Source organism: Streptomyces sp. RLA012 (assembly GCF_056270325.1).
This window is the reverse complement of record NZ_JBWDPA010000002.1, coordinates 3,868,880-3,887,127: the sequence shown is the minus strand read 5'-3', so window position 1 is coordinate 3,887,127 and position 18,248 is coordinate 3,868,880. Positions and strand designations below refer to the sequence as shown.

18 protein-coding genes and 1 pseudogene are annotated in these 18,248 nt (G+C 70.5%); 9 read left to right on the top strand and 10 right to left on the bottom strand.

Annotated features, from left to right (window positions below; translation table 11 throughout):
• Positions 1-9 precede the first annotated feature (9 nt).
• The 3 genes and pseudogenes from RV986_RS17480 to sodN all read right to left on the bottom strand — a co-directional run bounded on the left by RV986_RS17480 (position 10) and on the right by sodN (position 2,497).
• Positions 10-435 (bottom strand): helix-turn-helix transcriptional regulator, encoded by a 426-nt coding sequence (locus RV986_RS17480; protein WP_475918290.1) that lies wholly within the window; start codon positions 433-435, stop codon positions 10-12.
• Positions 436-864: 429 nt separating this feature from the next.
• Positions 865-1,921 (bottom strand): annotated as a pseudogene (locus RV986_RS17475) (ATP-binding cassette domain-containing protein).
• A gap of 180 nt (positions 1,922-2,101) precedes the next feature.
• Positions 2,102-2,497, bottom strand: a complete 396-nt coding sequence (gene sodN, locus RV986_RS17470; protein WP_023546844.1) for a superoxide dismutase, Ni — start codon at positions 2,495-2,497, stop codon at positions 2,102-2,104.
• A 144-nt stretch (positions 2,498-2,641) separates the two neighbouring features.
• Here sodN and sodX point away from each other — a divergent pair, with 144 nt between their 5' ends.
• Positions 2,642-3,076, top strand: a complete 435-nt coding sequence (gene sodX, locus RV986_RS17465) for a nickel-type superoxide dismutase maturation protease (RefSeq protein WP_475918289.1) — start codon at positions 2,642-2,644, stop codon at positions 3,074-3,076.
• Here the strand turns inward: sodX and RV986_RS17460 are convergent.
• Positions 2,980-3,609 (bottom strand): CGNR zinc finger domain-containing protein, encoded by a 630-nt coding sequence (locus RV986_RS17460; protein WP_475918288.1) that lies wholly within the window; start codon positions 3,607-3,609, stop codon positions 2,980-2,982. The two genes, sodX and RV986_RS17460, sit on opposite strands and share 97 nt — an antisense overlap.
• Positions 3,610-3,729: 120 nt before the next feature.
• Between RV986_RS17460 and RV986_RS17455 the strand changes: the two genes are divergently transcribed.
• Positions 3,730-4,488, top strand: a complete 759-nt coding sequence (locus RV986_RS17455) for a class I SAM-dependent methyltransferase (RefSeq protein WP_475918287.1) — start codon at positions 3,730-3,732, stop codon at positions 4,486-4,488.
• 217 nt (positions 4,489-4,705) lie between these two features.
• Here the strand turns inward: RV986_RS17455 and RV986_RS17450 are convergent, their stop codons facing one another.
• The 3 genes from RV986_RS17450 to RV986_RS17440 form a co-directional block, all read right to left on the bottom strand.
• On the bottom strand, positions 4,706-5,458 hold the full coding sequence (locus RV986_RS17450) for an amino acid ABC transporter ATP-binding protein (protein WP_475924311.1): 753 nt from the start codon (positions 5,456-5,458) through the stop codon (positions 4,706-4,708).
• 122 nt (positions 5,459-5,580) lie between these two features.
• Positions 5,581-6,519: an amino acid ABC transporter permease gene (locus RV986_RS17445; RefSeq protein WP_475918286.1), complete on the bottom strand. Its 939-nt coding sequence runs from the start codon at positions 6,517-6,519 to the stop codon at positions 5,581-5,583.
• Between the two features lie 38 nt (positions 6,520-6,557).
• Positions 6,558-7,514, bottom strand: a complete 957-nt coding sequence (locus RV986_RS17440) for an ABC transporter substrate-binding protein (protein ID WP_475918285.1) — start codon at positions 7,512-7,514, stop codon at positions 6,558-6,560.
• Positions 7,515-8,055: 541 nt separating this feature from the next.
• On the opposite strand from RV986_RS17440, the gene RV986_RS17435 reads away from it, so the two are divergent.
• From RV986_RS17435 to RV986_RS17420, 4 genes are all read left to right on the top strand, one after another.
• Positions 8,056-9,279, top strand: coding sequence for an NAD(P)-dependent malic enzyme (locus RV986_RS17435; RefSeq protein ID WP_475918284.1), 1,224 nt, complete (start codon positions 8,056-8,058; stop codon positions 9,277-9,279).
• Positions 9,280-9,629: 350 nt separating this feature from the next.
• Positions 9,630-10,595 carry a zinc-binding dehydrogenase gene (locus tag RV986_RS17430; protein WP_475918283.1) on the top strand — a complete coding sequence of 322 codons (966 nt, stop codon included), beginning with the start codon at positions 9,630-9,632 and terminating at the stop codon, positions 10,593-10,595.
• Between the two features lie 123 nt (positions 10,596-10,718).
• Positions 10,719-10,928 carry a helix-turn-helix domain-containing protein gene (locus RV986_RS17425; protein WP_475918282.1) on the top strand — a complete coding sequence of 70 codons (210 nt, stop codon included), beginning with the start codon at positions 10,719-10,721 and terminating at the stop codon, positions 10,926-10,928.
• Positions 10,928-11,494 carry a Clp protease N-terminal domain-containing protein gene (locus RV986_RS17420; protein WP_475918281.1) on the top strand — a complete coding sequence of 189 codons (567 nt, stop codon included), beginning with the start codon at positions 10,928-10,930 and terminating at the stop codon, positions 11,492-11,494. Before RV986_RS17425 ends, RV986_RS17420 begins: the two co-directional genes overlap by 1 nt.
• Positions 11,495-11,623: 129 nt before the next feature.
• Here RV986_RS17420 and RV986_RS17415 read toward each other — a convergent pair whose 3' ends face one another.
• Positions 11,624-12,826, bottom strand: a complete 1,203-nt coding sequence (locus tag RV986_RS17415; RefSeq protein ID WP_475918280.1) for a PadR family transcriptional regulator — start codon at positions 12,824-12,826, stop codon at positions 11,624-11,626.
• A 1-nt stretch (position 12,827) separates the two neighbouring features.
• On the bottom strand, positions 12,828-13,718 hold the full coding sequence (locus RV986_RS17410) for a DUF4097 family beta strand repeat-containing protein (protein WP_475918279.1): 891 nt from the start codon (positions 13,716-13,718) through the stop codon (positions 12,828-12,830).
• Positions 13,719-13,931: 213 nt separating this feature from the next.
• Between RV986_RS17410 and RV986_RS17405 the strand changes: the two genes are divergently transcribed.
• Entirely contained in the window at positions 13,932-14,822 is an 891-nt protein-coding gene (locus RV986_RS17405; RefSeq protein WP_475918278.1) for a hypothetical protein, read from the top strand.
• Between the two features lie 100 nt (positions 14,823-14,922).
• Here the strand turns inward: RV986_RS17405 and RV986_RS17400 are convergent, their stop codons facing one another.
• Positions 14,923-15,105 (bottom strand): DUF6104 family protein, encoded by a 183-nt coding sequence (locus RV986_RS17400; protein WP_005312030.1) that lies wholly within the window; start codon positions 15,103-15,105, stop codon positions 14,923-14,925.
• A 170-nt stretch (positions 15,106-15,275) separates the two neighbouring features.
• On the opposite strand from RV986_RS17400, the gene RV986_RS17395 reads away from it, so the two are divergent.
• Together RV986_RS17395 and RV986_RS17390 are read left to right on the top strand one after the other, a co-directional pair.
• Complete coding sequence (locus tag RV986_RS17395; RefSeq protein ID WP_475918277.1) at positions 15,276-15,875, top strand: CU044_2847 family protein; 600 nt, start codon at positions 15,276-15,278, stop codon at positions 15,873-15,875.
• Positions 15,872-18,205 carry a VMAP-C domain-containing protein gene (locus RV986_RS17390; RefSeq protein WP_475918276.1) on the top strand — a complete coding sequence of 778 codons (2,334 nt, stop codon included), beginning with the start codon at positions 15,872-15,874 and terminating at the stop codon, positions 18,203-18,205. The genes RV986_RS17395 and RV986_RS17390 overlap by 4 nt, the downstream gene beginning before the upstream one ends.
• The last annotated feature ends 43 nt before the right edge of the window (positions 18,206-18,248 follow it).

Genomic DNA, 18,248 nt, shown 5'->3' with positions numbered 1-18,248 from the left:
GGTTTCAACCTAGAGGCGCGAGCCCGGTTCCGCTTCCGGGTTGCGGTGACGGGCCGGGCGGGTCAGACGCCGGGCCACGCACGGCGGGATCGCGGCGCCGTGGTCGTGCGGGCGGGCCCGGTACGCGCTCGGGGTCTCGCCGACCAGCTCCGTGAAGCGGGAGCTGAAGGAACCGAGCGAGGTGCAGCCCACGGCGAGGCAGACCTCCGTGACTGTCAGATCGCCACGGCGCAGCAGTGTCTTGGCCCGCTCTATGCGTCGGGTCATCAGATAGCCGTACGGCGTCTGCCCGTACGCCGCCCGGAAGCTGCGCTGGAAGTGGCCGGGTGACATCAGGGCGGTGCGCGCGAGCGCGGCGACGTCCAGCGGCTGTGCGTACTCACGGTCCATGCGATCGCGCGCCTGGCGCAACCGGACCAGATCCTCCAAGGTCACCTCATCAGGATGGCACGGGCCACCGACAGCCGGGCCGTGTACCTCCTCGCACCCCGCTGGCTGACCTACTCGGATGACCACGGAGCTGACCTTCCTCTCGCGGGTGACCTACCGCGACCGGGAGATCACCGGCCCCCGCCTGCGCGGCCTGCTCGCGCTGCTCGCGGACGACCTGCGCACCGGCCGCAGTGCCGCGCGCCTCATCGACGGGCTGTGGCCGGACGAGCGGCCGGAGGAAAGGCCGGAGAATCCGCCGAAGGCGCTCCAGGTACTCGTCGCACGCGCCCGTTCCCGGCTCGGCCCCGAGCTCATCGCCGGCACCGCCACCGGCTACCGGCTCACACTCGGCGAGGACCAGGTCGACAGCTCCGCCCTCCCGCTCGCCGCCGTCCCCGCCCACCGAGTCGCTCATGGCGTAGGCGAGGGAGCTCAACGGACGGTCTCCTTGAGGGAGCCGGGGGAGTCGGCGGTGTCGGGGGAGGTGGGGGTGTCGGTGGAGCCGGTGGGGCTCGTCAGGGCGGAGAAGACGTCGTCGAGGTCGGGGGTATGGACGGTCAGGCTCTCCGCCTCGATCGACTCGGCGTCCAGCCGGTCGAGCAGCGAGCGCAGTTCGCGACTGCTGCCGTCGCTCGGCACATGGAGGGTGAGTGCGGTGTCGTCGCGGGACATCTCGCGCAGGGAGCCCGCCGTCCGTTCGTAGCCGACCGGGTCGGCGAACCGGAGCCGCACATGCCCGCCGGGCACGAGCCGCTTGAGTTCCTCGGGACTGCCGTCGGCGACGATCCGCCCGCCGTTCAGCACACCGATCCGATCCGCCAACTGATCGGCTTCCTCAAGGTATTGAGTGGTCAGTAATACGGTGACGCCGCCCGCGACCAGCTCCCGCACGATCCGCCACGTCGCATGCCGGCCGCGCGGATCGAGACCGGTGGTCGGCTCGTCGAGGAAGAGGGTGCGGGGGTCGCCGACCAGTGTCATCGCGATGTCCAGGCGCCGCCGCATACCGCCGGAGCAGGCGGCGGGCAGCTTCTTCGCCGCGCCGGTCAGCTCGAAGCGTCCGAGCAGCTCGGCGGCGCGGCGCCTGCCCTCCCGGCGCCCCAGGTGGTGCAGATCCGCCATCAGCAGCAGGTTTCCCTCGCCGGTGAGCATGGCGTCCACCGCCGCGAACTGCCCGGTGACCCCGATGCCGGCGCGCACCGCGTCCGGATCACGCAGGGGATCGTGCCCGCCGACCCGCACTTCGCCGCCGCCGCCGCCGTCGCCGCCGATCAGCGCCGATCAGCGCCGATCAGCTCCGATCAGCATCGATCAGCGTCGACAGGATCTGTACGACGGTGGTCTTGCCGGCGCCGTTCGGCCCGAGCAACGAGTGGACGGTTCCTTCGGCGACGGCCAGATCGATCCCGTCGAGGACGACATGATCGCCGTATGCCTTGCGCAGTCCTGTCGCCCTGATCGCGCACTGGTTCGCTGGTGTGCTCGTCATGGAAGGAGCGTGCGGGCGGGCGGTTCTGCGGCGGCTTCACCGCGGTTTCACGAGGGGCCCGGGGAACCACCGGACGCAGCAGGGGCCCGGCCGGACATCCGGCCGAGCCCCTGCGAAAGCTCGCTGACCTGCGAGGGTGCACCGCTCGCCGGTCATGGCGAACCGGTAACGGACCCTGGATCAGGCCTTCTTGGTCTCCCAGAAGATCTTGTCGATCTGGGCGATGTAGTCCAGCGCCTTCTGGCCCGTGGCCGGGTCGGTGGACGCCTTGGCGGCCGAGAGGGCCTTCAGGGCGTCGTTGACCAGCTGGTGCAGCTCCGGGTACTTCTCGAAGTGCGGGGGCTTGAAGTAGTCGCTCCAGAGCACCGAGACGTGGTGCTTGGCGAGCTCGGCGCGCTGCTCCTTGATGACGGTGGCGCGGGCCTGGAAGTGCGGATCGTCGTTGCCGGCCATCTTTTCCTGGACGGCCTTCACCGACTCCGCCTCGATGCGGGCCTGGGCCGGGTCGTACACACCGCAGGGCAGGTCGCAGTGTGCGCTGACCTTGACCTTGGGGGCAAACAGGCGGGAGAGCATTGAGCTGTCCTTCCTCGTGATCGTCTTCTCAGGTGGGACATTACTCCGTGGGAGACGTCTTTTCTCGAGTGCCCCCATGGGCTTAGGACAAAAGTCCGGGGTGAGACTGGGACTGGTGGAGGATGGACCGGGGAGGTGCCGGTGATGCCGGAGCTGTCGCAGGAGACCGAGCGTGGGAGGGCCGTGCTGCCGTTCGGGGCGGCCGAGGTGACGGGACCCTCGATGGTGCCCACGCTCCAGCACGGGGATCGGCTGGTCGTGCAGTACGGGGCCAGGGTCAGGCCCGGCGACGTGGTCGTGCTACGTCATCCGTTCCAGCAGGATCTGCTCGTCGTGAAGCGGGTGGCGGAGCGTCGGGAGGGGGGCTGGTGGGTGCTCGGCGACAACGCCTACGCCGGTGGGGACAGCACCGATTACGGCACCGTGCCCGAGGAACTCGTCCTCGGGAAGGTGCGGTTGCGGTACCGGCCCCACCCGGCGGGTCAGCGGTCGCCGCTGGCGCTCGTCCGGTGGGCGCTCGGTGCCGCCAGGCCCGTGCTCTCCGACCGGTCCGCCTCCAGGCGCTTGCGGGCCCGGTAGGCGGCCACGTTGGCGCGGGTCGCGCAGCGGTCCGAGCAGTAGCGTCGGGAGCGGTTCGTCGACGTGTCCAGGTAGGCGTTGCGGCACGGGCTCGCCTCGCAGAGGCCGAGGCGGTCCACGCCGTACTCCGTCAGGTGGAACGCCAGGCCCATCGCGGCGATCGCGGCGTAGCCCGCCGTCGCGTTCGACGGGTGGTCCGCGAGGTGCATGTGCCACAGCGGGCGCCCGTTGTCGTCCCGGAAGTCGTGGCCGGAGATCTGTGGGCTCACCGGGAACTCCAGGAGCAGCGAGTTCAGCAGGTCGACCGCCAGGGTCTCGTCGCCGGTGTCCGCCGCCTCGAAGACCGCGCGCAGGCGACCGCGTACCGAGCGGAAGCGGGTCACGTCCGCGTCCGCGGCGCGGCGGGCCGCCGAGGAGTTCCCGCCGAAGAGGTCCCGGACCGCCTCGACCGAGGTGAGCGAGTCCTTGCCCCGGGTCGGCTCCTCGGTGTTGACGAGGCGTACCGCGTAATCCGAGTAATAGGCCAGTTCCACTTGTAGTCCTTACGGAGGCGCTCTATCGTCGTGCGTGCGGTCAGGTAACGGCCGATTGCCCTTCCAGGGTATTACGCGGGCACGTGAAGACGAGCAAGGACGAGCGACGAAGGGGCTTTCATGACCGTCAGCACCGAAACCGACTGGCACGCGTGGCAGGAGAGCTGGGACCGGCAGCAGGAGTGGTACATGCCGGACCGCGAGGAGCGCTTCCGGGTGATGCTCGACATGGTCGAGGCCCTGGTCGGGCCCGAGCCACGCGTCCTCGACCTCGCCTGCGGCACCGGCACCATCACGGCCAGGCTGCTGGCCCGCTTCCCGAAGGCCACCAGCACCGGCGTCGACCTCGACCCGGCGCTGCTCACCATCGCCGAGGGCACCTTCGCGGGGGACGACCGGGTCTCCTTCGTCACCGCCGACCTCAAGGACCCGCGGTGGACCACCCGGCTGCCGTACGACGCGTACGACGCCGTACTGACCGCCACCGCCCTCCACTGGCTGCACCTCGAACCCCTCGCCGCCCTCTACGGCCAGGTCGCGGGGCTCGTCCGTGACGGCGGTGTCTTCATGAACGCCGACCACATGATCGACGGGTCCACGCCCCGGATCAACGCGGCCGAGCGCGCCCAGCGGCACGCCCGGATGGATCAGGCCAGGGCGGACGGTGTGCTCGACTGGGCCGACTGGTGGGAGCTGGCCGCACGGGATCCCCTCCTCGCCGCCCCGACCGCCCGCCGCTTCGAGATCTACGGCGAGCACGCCGACGGCGAGACCCCGTCCGTCGACTGGCACGCGCGCGTGCTGCGCGAGAAGGGCTTCGGGGAGGCCCGGGCGGTGTGGCGTTCGCCGTCCGACGCGCTGGTACTCGCGGTGAAGTAGGACCCCGGCGAGCCTGGCCGAAGCCGTGCGCGGGCGTTCGATCCGGCGGTGTGGTGTGTACGTCCGAGAAGCTGCCGAACGGGGACGTTCCGGGCCCTCTTCGCGCAGGAGGGCGTGCGCCGTCTTCCGGTCGAGTGTTGTCGTAGTCGTCCCGGGTGCGCGGAGGGGCGGTACGGGCATCCCGTACCGCCCCTTCCCTGTGCCGCTCGCCGGAGGCTCAGAGCACCTTCGACAGGAACGACTGCGTCCGCTCGTGCTGCGGGTTCGTCAGTACGTCACGCGGGTGACCGGATTCGACCACCACACCGCCGTCCATGAAGACCAGCGAGTCGCCCACCTCGCGGGCGAAGCCCATCTCGTGGGTCACGACGATCATCGTCATACCGGACTCGGCGAGGTCGCGCATGACGTCGAGGACGTCACCGACCAGCTCCGGGTCGAGCGCCGAGGTCGGCTCGTCGAAGAGCATCAGCTTCGGGTCCATCGCCAGCGCGCGGGCGATGGCCACCCGCTGCTGCTGGCCGCCGGAGAGCTGCGAGGGGTAGCTGCCCGCCTTGTCGGCCAGGCCGACGCGCTCCAGGAGCCCGCCCGCGCGTTCCCGGGCCTGGGTCCTGCTGACGCCCTTGACCTGGACCGGTGCCTCCATGACGTTCTCTATCGCCGTCATGTGCGGGAACAGGTTGAAGCGCTGGAAGACCATGCCGATGTCCTGGCGCTTCAGCGCGACCTCGCTGTCCTTGAGCTCGTACAGCTTGTCGCCCTTCTGGCGGTAGCCGACCAGCTCCCCGTCGACGTACAGGCGGCCGGCGTTGATCTTCTCCAGGTGGTTGATGCACCTGAGGAACGTCGACTTGCCGGAGCCGGAGGGGCCGATGAGGCAGAAGACCTCGCCGGACCTGACCTCCAGGTCGATGCCCTTGAGGACCTCGATCGCGCCGAAGGACTTGTGGACGCCCTCGGACTTCACCATCGGCGTACCCGAGGCGTCCTTGGCCCCGTCCTTGGTGGTGGTGTTGTCGCTGGAGTCCTTGGTGCTGTCCTCGACGGTGTTGTCCGCGGTGTTCTCGGCGTCCTCGGCGGTGTCCTTCTCGGTCATGCCGTCGCCCCCTTCCGGCTCGACAGGGACGTCAGATTGGCCTTGATCTTCTGCCACGGAGTGGGCGGCAGCTGACGGCTGGAACCGCGGGCGTAGTACCGCTCGACGTAGTACTGGCCCACGCTCAGCACCGAGGTCATGACCAGATACCAGGCCGCGGCCAGGAACAGCATCTCCACCGGGGCGCCGGAGGTCTGCCCGATGTCCTGGGCATAGCGCAGAAGTTCGTAGTACTGCACGGCCGACACCAGGGAGGTCGTCTTGAGCATGTTGATGACCTCGTTGCCCGTGGGGGGCACGATCACGCGCATCGCCTGCGGGATCACGATCCGGCGCAGGGTCTTGGCGTGGCTCATGCCCAGGGCGTGCGAGGCCTCGGTCTGGCCCTCGTCGACCGAGAGCAGACCGGCGCGGCAGATCTCCGCCATGTAGGCGGCCTCGTTCAGGCCCAGGCCCAGCAGCGCCGTCAGGAACGGCGTCATGAAGTTGGACCAGTAGTCCTTGTAGATCGGCCCGAGGTTGATGTACTCGAAGACCAGACCCAGGTTGAACCAGACGAACAGCTGGACGAGGACCGGGGTGCCGCGGAAGAACCAGATGTAGAACCACGCGATGGACGAGGTCACGGGGTTCTTCGACAGACGCATCACCGCGAGCAGGATGCCGCCGCCGATACCGATCACCATCGAGAGCACCGTCAGCAGCAACGTCTGGCCGACGCCCTTGATGATGCGGTGGTCGAAGAAGTAGTCCGGTACGGCATTCCAGTTGATCTTGCCCTGGCCGAACGCGTAGATGATCGCCACGAGCACGGCGATCGCGATGACGGCCGAGAGATACCGTCCGTAGTGCCGGACGGGGATGGCCTTGATGGCCTGCGGCCCGGCCGGAGGAGTTGCCTCCGGCCCTGCCGTCTTGTCGATGTCAACAGTCACGGGTGTTGTTGCCTTTCAGTGCCCGCACGCGTCCGCGGTCACTTGCCGCCGTTGATCGTGGCCTGCGTGACCGTGCCGGCGTCGACACCCCACTTCGCGATGACCTTGCCGTACTCGCCGTTCTTGATGATCGCGTCGAGCGCGGCCTTCAGGGCGTCACGGAGCTGGGTGCTGGACTTGGCGACCGCGATGCCGTACGGCGCCGCCTCGACCTGCTCGCCGACGAGCTCGAAGTCGTTGCCGCCGCCCGAGGTCTTCACCGCGTACGCGGCCACCGGGAAGTCCGAGGAACCGGCGTCGGCGCCACCGGCGCGCACCCGGGTCTGGGCCTGCTGGTCGGTGTCGTAGGCCTCGATGGCGATCTTCTTGCCGCCCGTGCACTTCTTCGACTCGGACTTGGCGAGGTCCTCGGAGACCGTGCCGCGCTGCACCGCGATCTTCTTGCCACAGAGGTCGGCCCAGGTCTTGATGTTCTGGGTCTTGCCCTTGGGGGTGTAGTTCGAGACACCAGCGGTGAAGTAGTCGACGAAGTCGACGCCCTCGCCGACCTTCTTGCCGGTGTCGGAGTCGATACCGTCCTGGCGGTCCTTGGTGTCCGTCATCGCGGACATCGCGATGTCGTAGCGCTTGGAGCGCAGACCCGTGATCAGGGTGTCGAAGGTGCCGTTCTGGAACTCGAACTTCACACCGAGCTGCTTGCCCATGGCGTCCGCGAGATCGGGGTCGATACCGACCGTCTTGCCGGAGCTGTCCTTGAACTCGACGGGCGCGTACGCGATGTCCGAGCCGACCTTGATGACACCGGCGTCGCGGATCGACGCGGGCAGCTTGTCGGCCAGCGGAGCGGAGCTGCTGCTCGCGGAGGAGCTGTTCGAGTCCTTCTTGGTCTGGTCGCCGCAGCCGGTGAGGACCAGGGCCCCGGCGACCGCGATCGCGCCGACCGCTGCTATCCGGGACTGCGCGGCGGTCGTACGACGGGTGGAGCTTGCGGTCATGGTGGGTTCCTCCGGCGGATGAGGGAGTTGCCGATGGGTCGACGAGAACACACACCTTTGGGTGTCGCGACCTCGTGTGATGACGGCATCTTGCCATTCGGACTCAGCTCTTCAGGTGACCCGCTATGTCAAAATCGGATAACGGGTGACCCCCGAACCGCCAAGGACGACTCCATCAGGGCCGGACCTTGTGCGGGAATCCATCGTTCCGGCCGGAAGATCTTCGGCGCATCTCACGATGCGGGCCGCCGCGACTCCGCACTTGCGGCGCCCTGAGGTCATGTCCTGGACTTGTCCACATATCCAGGTATGAGTCATGTCACCGGAGTGTGAGCTTCGCGTTGTGGACTCGTCGTCGACATGGTCGGTCCGGTAAGAAGGTTCTTTACACCCCTCATCCGGGGCTCAGGGCGCGTGTGCGGCGCGCTCGTCGCGTATCCGCCCGTACGCAACCACGGCGGCAGGGCGTACGCGGTGCCCGCCCACCCCTCAACCAGGAGTGGTCACCCTCAAATCAATGAAGACTTAAGGGGTAAAAAAAGTGGCAGCGGAGATCGTCAATCCTCGCAGCGACAGCAGTACGGATCAGGAGGGCGGGGCCGAGCCCCTCGATTCCTTCGACCCTGCGTTCGCGCTGCATCGTGGCGGCAAGATGGCCGTGCAGGCCACCGTGCCCGTCCGTGACAAGGACGACCTGTCCCTGGCGTACACGCCCGGCGTCGCGAAGGTGTGCAGCGCCATCGCCGAGCAGCCCGAGCTGGTCTACGACTACACGTGGAAGTCGAACGTCGTCGCGGTGGTGACGGACGGGACGGCTGTTCTGGGGCTCGGGGACATCGGTCCCGAGGCCTCCCTTCCGGTCATGGAGGGGAAGGCGATTCTGTTCAAGCAGTTCGGTGGGGTGGACGCCGTGCCGATCGCGCTGGACTGCACGGGCGTCGACGAGATCGTGGAGACCGTGGTCCGGCTCGCTCCCTCGTTCGGGGGCATCAATCTGGAGGACATCTCGGCGCCGCGGTGCTTCGAGATCGAGCGGAAGCTGCAGGAGCGGCTGCACATCCCGGTCTTCCACGACGACCAGCACGGGACCGCGATCGTGACGCTGGCGGCGCTGCGGAACGCGGCGAAGCTGACCGGGCGGACGCTGGGTGATCTGCGGGCGGTGATCTCGGGCGCGGGCGCGGCCGGGGTCGCCATCGCCAAGTTCCTGCTGGAGGCGGGGGTCGGCGATGTCGCGGTCGCGGACCGCAAGGGCATCGTGTCCACGGACCGTGAGGACCTGACCGACGTCAAGCGGGAGCTCGCCGAGATCACCAACAAGGCGGGGCTGACCGGGTCGCTGGAGTCGGCGCTCGCCGGTGCGGACGTCTTCATCGGCGTTTCCGGCGGTACGGTGCCGGAGCCGGCGGTGGCTTCGATGGCGGAGGGGGCCTTCGTCTTCGCGATGGCCAACCCGAACCCCGAGGTGCACCCCGAGATCGCCCACAAGTACGCGGCCGTGGTCGCCACCGGGCGGTCGGACTTCCCGAACCAGATCAACAATGTGCTGGCGTTTCCCGGGATCTTCGCGGGGGCGCTGCAGGTGCGGGCCTCTCGGATCACGGAGGGGATGAAGATCGCGGCGGCCGAGGCGTTGGCGGCGGTGGTCGGGGACGACCTTGCCGCGGACTATGTGATTCCGTCGCCGTTCGACAAGCGGGTGGCGCCCGCGGTGACCGCGGCGGTGGCTGCGGCTGCTCGGGCGGAGGGGGTCGCTCGCCGCTGAGCCGTACGGTTTCTTGGGCCTCGCCGGGTTGTCGTCCGGCGGGGCCCGGATTTTTGCCTGGGGGGCGGGGTGCGGCCTTCGGCCTTGTCCTCAAGCGCCGGAGGGGCTGAAGGATTGTGGGCCTGTGCCCCGTCAGGGGCGCGGGGAACTGCGCGCTCAGCCCCCACCGGCCGGCAGTCGGGCGGATTCGGGTAGGTGGGGGATTCGGGGCGGAGCCCCGGCTTCAGGGGTGCGGGGGACTGTGTGACAAGCCTCCACTTGCCCGCGGCTGGACGCGGCTGGACACGGGGGACGCGTGTCACAGGGGGACGTGGTTCCGTCGGGCGGGACCGGAGCCTATCGTCAAGGTCATGTTCGCTGCCTACGCCGCCCGAATCGACCGTGACCAGCCGCTCAATGGCCTGGAGTTGGGGGAACGCCCTGCCCCCGAACAGAGGCCGGGCTGGACCACCGTGAACGTCAGGGCCGCCTCCCTGAACCACCACGACCTCTGGTCCCTCCGCGGAGTCGGCCTCGCCGAGGACAAGTTGCCGATGATCCTCGGCTGCGACGCGGCCGGTGTCGACGAGGACGGCAACGAGGTGGTGCTGCACTCGGTCATCGGACAGACGGGGCACGGAGTCGGTCCGAACGAGCCCCGTTCCATCCTCACGGAGCGCTACCAGGGCACATTCGCCGAGCAGGTCTCCGTCCCGACATGGAACGTCATTCCGAAGCCCAAGGAACTGTCGTTCGAAGAGGCCGCCTGTCTGCCGACGGCGTGGCTGACGGCGTATCGCATGCTCTTCACCAACGCCGGGGTCCGGCCCGGCGACTCCGTCCTCGTCCAGGGCGCCGGCGGCGGCGTGGCGACCGCCGCGATCGCGCTCGGCAAGGCCGCGGGTCTCCGGGTCTTCGCCACCAGCCGCGACGAGGCGAAGCGGAAGCGGGCGGTCGAACTGGGGGCCGTGGAGGCGCTGGAGTCCGGCGCGCGGCTGCCGCAGCGGGTGGACGCGGTGATCGAGACCGTGGGCGCGGCCACCTGGTCGCACAGCATCAAGTCGCTGCGGCCCGGGGGCACTCTGGTCATCTCGGGCGCGACGAGCGGCGACCGTCCCTCGCACGCCGAGCTGACCCGCGTCTTCTTCCTGGAACTCAAGATCGTCGGTTCCACGATGGGCACCAAGGACGAGCTGGAGGATCTGTTGTCCTTCTGCGCCGCCACGGGAGTGCGGCCGGTCATCGACGAGACGCTTCCGCTCGACCGGGCCCGGGAGGGGTTCGAACGGCTGGCGGCGGGCGATCAGTTCGGGAAGATCGTTCTTACGGTGGAGTAAGTCACGGGGCAGGGAATTTCGGCGGCGGGCTCGGAGGTCTTCGAGCCCGCCGTTCGTATGTCCGCACCGCCGAGAGTGTCAACTTTGGTTGACGTGGGTGGGGTGTCAATGTAAGTTGACATCATGACCGAAGCAACGGACCTCGCCGAGCGCGCGGGTGACCGCGATCCGCGGATCGGGCTGCGGGCGGTCTCCGCGCTGCGGAGGCTGCTGGAGCAGTTGGAGGCGGTACAGGTGCGCAGTGCGCGCAATCAGGGCTGGTCGTGGCAGGAGATCGCCGCGGGACTCGGAGTGAGCAGGCAGGCCGTGCACAAGAAGTACGGGAGGCAGTGATGTTCGAACGGTTCACGAAGGACGCCCGGGCCGTGGTCGAGGGGGCGATCGGGTACGCCGAGCGGGCCGGTGCCGAGACGGTTGAGGAGGAGCACATGCTCCTTGCCCTCCTGGACCGGGAGGGCAGTCGCGCGTCGTTCGTGCTGGCGTCGCTGGGGGTGGCCGAGCGGCGTGACTCGGTGGAGCGGGAGCTCGGCGAGGCGCGTCGGCGGGGTGGGCTCTCCCGCGCCGACGCGGACGCGCTGTCCGGGCTGGGCGTCGATGTCTCGCAGATCGTCTCCCGGGTCGAGGAGGCGCACGGGGTGGGGGCGCTGGAGTCGGGGGCGCGGCGCGGAGGCGGGCGGCGCTCGCGGCGCCGACCGTTCGCGCAGGGGGCCAAGGATGTGCTGACGGGGTCCCTACGGGTGGCGCTTGCCCGTCATGACCGGTACATCGGCGACGAACATCTGCTGATGGCTCTGACCGTTCGGCCCGGCGTGCCGGCGGAGGTGCTCGCCGATCACAGGGTCACGCACGAGGCGGTGACGCGCGTGCTGTACGGGGGCGGGGAGGCCAAGGCGGGGTGAGACGGGGTCGGGTCGGGCTGAGATGAGGTGAGGTGGGGTGGGGTGGGGTGCGCGGGGTGGGTGGGGTGGTGGATCTGCGGGTGGTTGCGTGTCCTCCCCCCCCCCGGCCCGCCCCCGTGCTGCCGAAGGTCAGGCCCGGGGTGTGCGCAGTGTCGCTCCGATGTGGGCCGCCGCTGTCGACAAGTGGCTGCGGGCCGACCGGAGTTGGTCCTCTGTGACTCCGTGATCGCGGGCCGCGTCGCGGATGTCGTCGCGGAAGCGGTCCAGGAGGCGGTCGAGGTCGCGGGCGGGGTCACCGGTACCGGTGGAGTCCTCGTGGGCCCAGGAGGGTGTGTAGTCGGCTGGGATGTCGTCGGGGGTGAAGGTGTATTCGGGGTCCCTGGGGCGTCCGGACGCGGCTTCCGCGGTGTCGGTCCCGCCTGCCGTGCCTGTTGCACCCGCTATGTCTGTTGCGCCTGTGGTGCCGGCTGTACCGGCCGTGCCTGTCGTGCCGGCGTCCTTGCCGAACTCCTTGGCGAAGTCCTTTCCGAAGGTCTTGCCGAAGTCGCCGAACTCCTTGGCGAGTTCGGTCAGGCCTTCGCGGACCCCCGTCGGCCAGTCGCCGCGTGCGAAGTGGTCCTGGACCTGGTCCTGGACCCGCTTGGCCATGCGCTGCATCTCTTGCTGCGCCTCGGCGCGGACCCGCTCCTGGGTCTCCTTGGCCTGGCGCCGGGCGCGCTGGGCCTCGTCACGGGCGCGGCGGCTCTCGTCCTTCGCGCGCCGGGCCTGCTCCTTCCACTCCTGCTTGACGCGCCGCATCTCCTCCTTCGCGGCCCGCCACGACTCCTTGTCCTGGTGGTCCCCGAAGCCCTCGTATTCTCCGGAGGCCCCGCCCTGGCCGCTGTCCCTCTGGTCCCCCTTGTCCCCGAGTCTGCCGGTGGCGGAGGCCGCGCCCCTGGTGCCGTGCCGGGCCTCGGAGGCCGCCGCCCGCATCTCCCGGCGCAGATCGCCCGCCGCGCCCCGCACATCGGCGCGGATCTCCGCGGCGAGCTCGGCGACCGACTCGCGGATCTCCAGCTCCAGATCGGCCAGTTCACCGCTGCGGTCGGCCAGTTCGGCGCGACCCGCGTCCGTGATCGAGTACACCTTGCGGCCACCCTCGCTGGTGTGGGTGACCAGCCCTTCTGCCTCCAGCTTCGCGAGCCGCGGGTAGACGGTGCCCGCCGAGGGCGCGTACAGCCCCTGGAAGCGCTCCTCAAGGAGGCGGATCACCTCGTACCCGTGGCGGGGGGCCTCGTCCAGCAGCTTCAGCAGATAGAGGCGCAGACGGCCGTGGGCGAAGACGGGGGGCATGTCAGAGCACCTTCTTGTCGGTCGGGCCGGACGACGCGGCCGTGTCGGTGGGTGCGGCCGGGTCGGCCTCGTACGGTTCGTCCTCCGTCGGTGGCCTGCGGAGCAGGGCGATGGAGCCGGAGGCGGTCATCGCCTTCAGCCTGCCGTTGCCCGCGCCCAGGCGGCCGGTGATCTTCTTGGCGCCCCACTGGCCGCTGACCCGGAGGTCCTCGAAGGCGCTGGAGACCGTGCCGCTGGCGGTGTTGGCCTCCACCTCGGCGTTGGCGGGGTGGGGGAGGCGGATGGCGATCTCCCCCGAGACGTTCGACAGCTGTACGTCGGTGGGGGTGCCCTTGGGGTCGAGGTCCACGATCATCGAGCCGCTCACCGAGTCGGCGCGCACACGGGAGCCCGAGGCCTCGACCACGGTCAGATCGCCGGAGACGGAGTTGAAGTGGAGGTCGCCGGTGACGGCCTGGGCCTCCAGGCTGCCGGAGACGGTGCCCACCCGGACGGGGCCGGCGATCCGTACGAGTGTCGTGTCGCCCGTGACGCCCTTGACCTCCACCTGGCCCTCCACCCCCGAGATCACGGCGGCGGCGCCGACCACGCCCACCTCGACGCGGGTGCCCGCCGGGACGGCCAGCGAGACCACGGCGCTGCGGCGCCAGCCCTTGCGGTCGAGCCACTTGAGGAAGCCCTTCCAGGGCAGGTCCTCGTACGCAACGGTGAGTATGCCGTCCTGCTGGGTGACCTGCAGCGGCGGGCCCTCCAACTCGGACACCTGGAGTCGGGCGGAACTCTCGTCGGTGCCCACGACGTTCACCGTTCCGTTGACGACGCGCACATGGAGTGCCGTCACGGGGGCGTCGAAGGCGAGCTTCCTCGGCTCTGCGACGGACCACTCTGACATGGTGCAGACCTCCCAATGACCGGACCGGACCGGACCAGGCCGTGGCGTGTACTTGGACCGGACTCGACGCGCCATATCGCGTCTTGCGTTATTCACGATATATCGCGGATACGGAAAGTCAAGACACTCGTTTGGGGGTGCGGGATGTCCGTCGGTCCGGGCGTGGGGGAGTAAAAGGGGCGATTCGCGGATGAATCGACCTACCGTATGACCATGTCCACGACGCCCGACGCGCCTCACGCCAAGGCCACCGGCGCCCTGCTGCTCTGCCGGGCCGGACCCGAGTCCGTAGGCCCGGCCGCCCGGCTGCTGAGGGAGCGGATGCTGCTCACCCGGGCGGGCCCGGAGTGGAGTGTGCTGGTCCCCGAGGGCACACCCTGGCTGCACGGCGCCGAGCCGGTCGACCGTGTCGTCTCCGGGTGGGCAACCGCCCTCGCCGTCAGCGCCCCCTGGCCCGTACTGGCCCTGTGGTGGGACGCCGACCACAGCGGACTCACCCTCGCCGCGGGGTTCCGGCGCGCTGTGGGCTACGAATGGCTGGCGAACGGCACCCCGGTCGGTGAGGACGAGGCGATGCGCACCTTCGCCGCCCGGCTCGGCCTCGACCCGGTGTTCGGTATGCGCTCGCTCGACCCGCTGACCGAGCCGGCCCCCGGCGCCGACGCCCGCGCGCGCCTGCGGGGGCTGCTCGCCGTCCTCACGCGCGCGGGGTTGGCCCTTCCGGCCGGGCTCGGCCCCGGGGAGCCCACCGGCCGGCTCCTCGACGCGGCCCGGATCCAGCCCGGTGCCGAGCCGATCGAGGCGAGTGAGTGGAGTGGCTGGGGTGAGTGGGGCGAGTGGGGTGGATGGCATGGATGGCGTGAAGGGGGCGGATGGCGTGCGGCGGTTCGGGCCGAGCTGGACGCGATCGAGGGTGCCGGAGCGGGTGCCTGGGCGCACGGGCCCCGGGCCGATGTCCTCTCCGCCGGGCAACTGGCCGTCGGACTGCCGCTCACCGCCTGGGGCATACGGCACCGTAGCGGCGGGTGGCTCGTCGCGGGGGCGCTCCTGATGGTCCACGGCGCGCTCCGGCTCGCGTACGACCGGCTGCGCGCCTTCGACTGACGCACGCGCACCCGTGGCCCCCCGCTCTGACGTCTGCGCCCGTGCTCGCGCCTCGACGTCTGCGCCCGTGCTCGCGTCCTGACGTCGGCGGGCGGGGGGCCTACTCCTCGTCGTCCTCGTCGTCCAGCCGCGCCAGCCACGTCGCCAGCCGTTCCACCGGCACCTCGAAGTCCGGATTGAGGTCGACGAACGTACGCAGTTGCTCGGCGAGCCACTCGAAGGTGACCTCCTCCTCGCCGCGCCGCTTCTCCAGTTCCTCGATGCCACGGTCGGTGAAGTACATGGATGGTGCTCCGTCGGTGAAATTGAAGTGGAAGGGTGGGAAGAAAAGGATAGGTGGGGGGCGCACTGAGTGCGGAGGTCCTCTGTCGCGGGCGCCCCCCTGCGGCTAGCCTGCCGCAACCGGCGGGCGGTACCACGGGGGCGTGGGGGAACGGGGTGACGGGGGATGTCATGGGTGACGAAGTGACCCGGATCGCACGGATCGAAATGCCGGACGGGACGCCGGTGTGGGCCCGGATATCGGGCGCGGAGGAGTTGGAGGAGCCGTCCGGGGCGCTGTCCTTCACGGACACCGGGTTCGGCGAGCGGGTGGAGGCGCAGGTCGAGAGCCTGCAGTCGGTGATCGTCAGTGTCGCGCGCTCGCTGGCGGCGCCGCTGCGCGCCGTGCGCCCCGACGAGGTCAGCGTGGAGTTCGGGATCGAGCTGACGGCGAAGGCCGGCAAGGTGGTCGGCCTCCTCGCGGACGGCGAGGCCAAGGGCGGGCTCACGGTGACGCTCACCTGGAACGGCGGTCCACCGGATCTGGACGACCCTCGGGGTCCCGAAGACCCTCGGGGTCCCGAAGATTCGCGGGGTCCCGAAGGCCAGCGTGGCTCTGAAGGCCCGCGTGGCTCTGGAGACCCTCGGAGTCCTGAGGACCCCGACGACCCCGACGACCCCCGGGATCCCGAGCGCCTCCGCATTCCCGGACGCGCCGGCGCTGGGGGCGCGTCCTCCGGCGCCCAGGCGCACGGGGGCTCAGACGATGCCTCCGTCAGGGGCGCGGCATGACGGACGGGCACGCCCGGGGCGCACCCGGAGGCCCCGAGAACGCTCACCGTGCACTCCGTGATCTCGTCATGGCGGCCACCGTGCGCATCCATCGCGCGGGGGCCGGGTATGACGTGGAGGAACCCGGCACGTTCCTCGGGAGCGGCTTCTTCATCGCTCCGAACTGGGTTCTCACCTGCGCACACGTGGCACGGAGTGGGGAGGGGGGCGAGGTCACCGTGGTCTACGAGACCGGGCCGGGGCGCGGTACGTCCGCCGTCGTCGGCGAGGTGGCGACGGCCCTTCCGGAGATCCCTTCGAAGGCACTCTCCGGGGTCCGGCGGGGCAACTGGCCGGCCCCGGACCTGGCGCTCGTCCAGCTGCGCGAGCCCGTCGACCACGACTGCGCGTACGTCACCGAACGTCCGGCCGCCTACTACGGCGAGGCGACCGTCCTCTACTCCGGCTGGTCCGTGGTGGGCGGCGAGCTGCGCCGGATGATCGGGACCTGTTCGGTGCAGGGCACCCTCGGCGGCTGGTCCACGGACGAGCAGATACGCCTGGGCGGCGACGTGCTGCCGCCCGGCGTCTCGGGCGGGCCGGTGGTCGATCCCGTACGCGGGGAGGTCGTCGGCGTCCTGAAGTCGCAGGCGGACCGGGGGCTCGGCGGCACCTCCACGGGGGTCGAGCAGTTACGGTCCCTGCCCGTCCCCGTGGACGGGGTCAAGGCCGAGCACGACGACCTCTACCACGCCGTCTTCCACGCCCACGATCGCTACCACCGGGACCGGCAGCGCCACCCCGACCCCGGCCGCAGCACCTGGGCCGACGTACAGGGCCAGCTCGGCGCACGGCCGGGGCGCGCCCTCAGCCCGGACGAGCGCACCCAGTTGCTCGGCAGGCTCGCGGACCTTCCGCCGCCGGTCAGCACCAGCGATCTGCTCGCACTTCTCGAACCCCTTCTCGGCAGCCAGGCCGCGATCCCGCACCCGGCGCCGCGCGGCTGGCGCGACGGTCTGGGCGCGCTGTACGAGAGCTCGCGTGAGGACGCCGCGCTGGAACTCGTCCTCAACTACGCGATGAGTGTCATGTCCGCCGAACGCCCCTACTTCCTGCCCGGCACGCAGGGCGCGGTGCGGGCCCTGTGGGAGTGGGTGCGACAGGCCTCGGAAGGACTCGGCCCCCGGTACCGCCGGGAACTCGCACAGCGGCGGATCGAGTTGTTCCGGATGCCCCCGCGCCCGCCCGCACCCCGGACGGCGCCGCGCCGTGGCGGGCCAGGCTCCATGGACGGCGTACCGGACGCGACGGGTGTGCCGCGACATGTCGTACGGGATGTGGTGGGGGGTGTTGTAGGGAGTGCCGTACGGGATGTGGCGGAGGATGCCGCAGGGGCTGTGCGGGCTCCTGGCGAGGCCGCGGCCGAGGCCGAGGCCGAGGTGGCGGTCGCGCGGCGCGTGGACGCGTCGTCGGGGCACGCCCCGGCGCACGTCGCCAAGCGCGCGCCCCGCTCGTTCGTCCGGCTCGAACTGGTGCAGTGCGCCTGGGAGACGGACCGCTGCGACTGGCGGGTCTCCGTGGTCCATCCGGCCGACGAGGTGGTGAGCGTCCAGGAGGGGCAGCGCACGCTGCTGGAGGAGCACCCCCGCCGACTCGCCGCGCCCCTGGCGGAGGCCTTCCGGCACTGTGACGAACCCGGGGCGCCCGCGGTCCTGGAGGTCGCGCTGCCCTACCTGATGCTCGGGCTCGACGTGGACGCCTGGCGGGTCGACCCGGGCGGGCTCGGGCTGCCGCTCGGCGCCCAACGGCCGGTCGTCGTGCGGTGCGCGGACTGGGAGCAGCTTTCCGCCGAGGACGCCTCCGCCGCCCCGGAGATGTCCGCCGACGAGGAGCACCACGAGCGCGAGGACCGGTGGCGTTGGGTCCACACGCACGGCGCTCAGGCCGAAGTCCTGGATTGCGAGGACGGGTTACGGGTACCCGTGCCCGCGGCGGAGTCGCTGCGCGGGCTGCCCAACCGGACCGTGCCGGTGCTCTGCCGCTTCGGCGACCACCGGTTCGAGGACGACCCGGCGGCGCTCGTGCGGATCGTCCACGGCGGCTTCGGCGTCGCGCTGTGGCGGCGCTGGCGGGGCCGGCCCGACGCGGTGTGCGGCGAGTTCCACCGCCGAGCGGGTGACACGGTCGCGGGAGCGGGTAGTGCGGAGCGGCTCCCGGAGCTCGTCCACGCGCTGCGCGCGGGGGTGCGCGCCGGGCGGGCGGAGACGTACTGGGCCGACGGCATCGCCCTCTTCTACGACGATCCGCACCGGCCCCTGCCCGGCACGGGCGACCTGTTGGAGGCGCCATGAGCCCACCCCGCGCTCTGTCCCACCGAACTCTTACGAGCCCTAC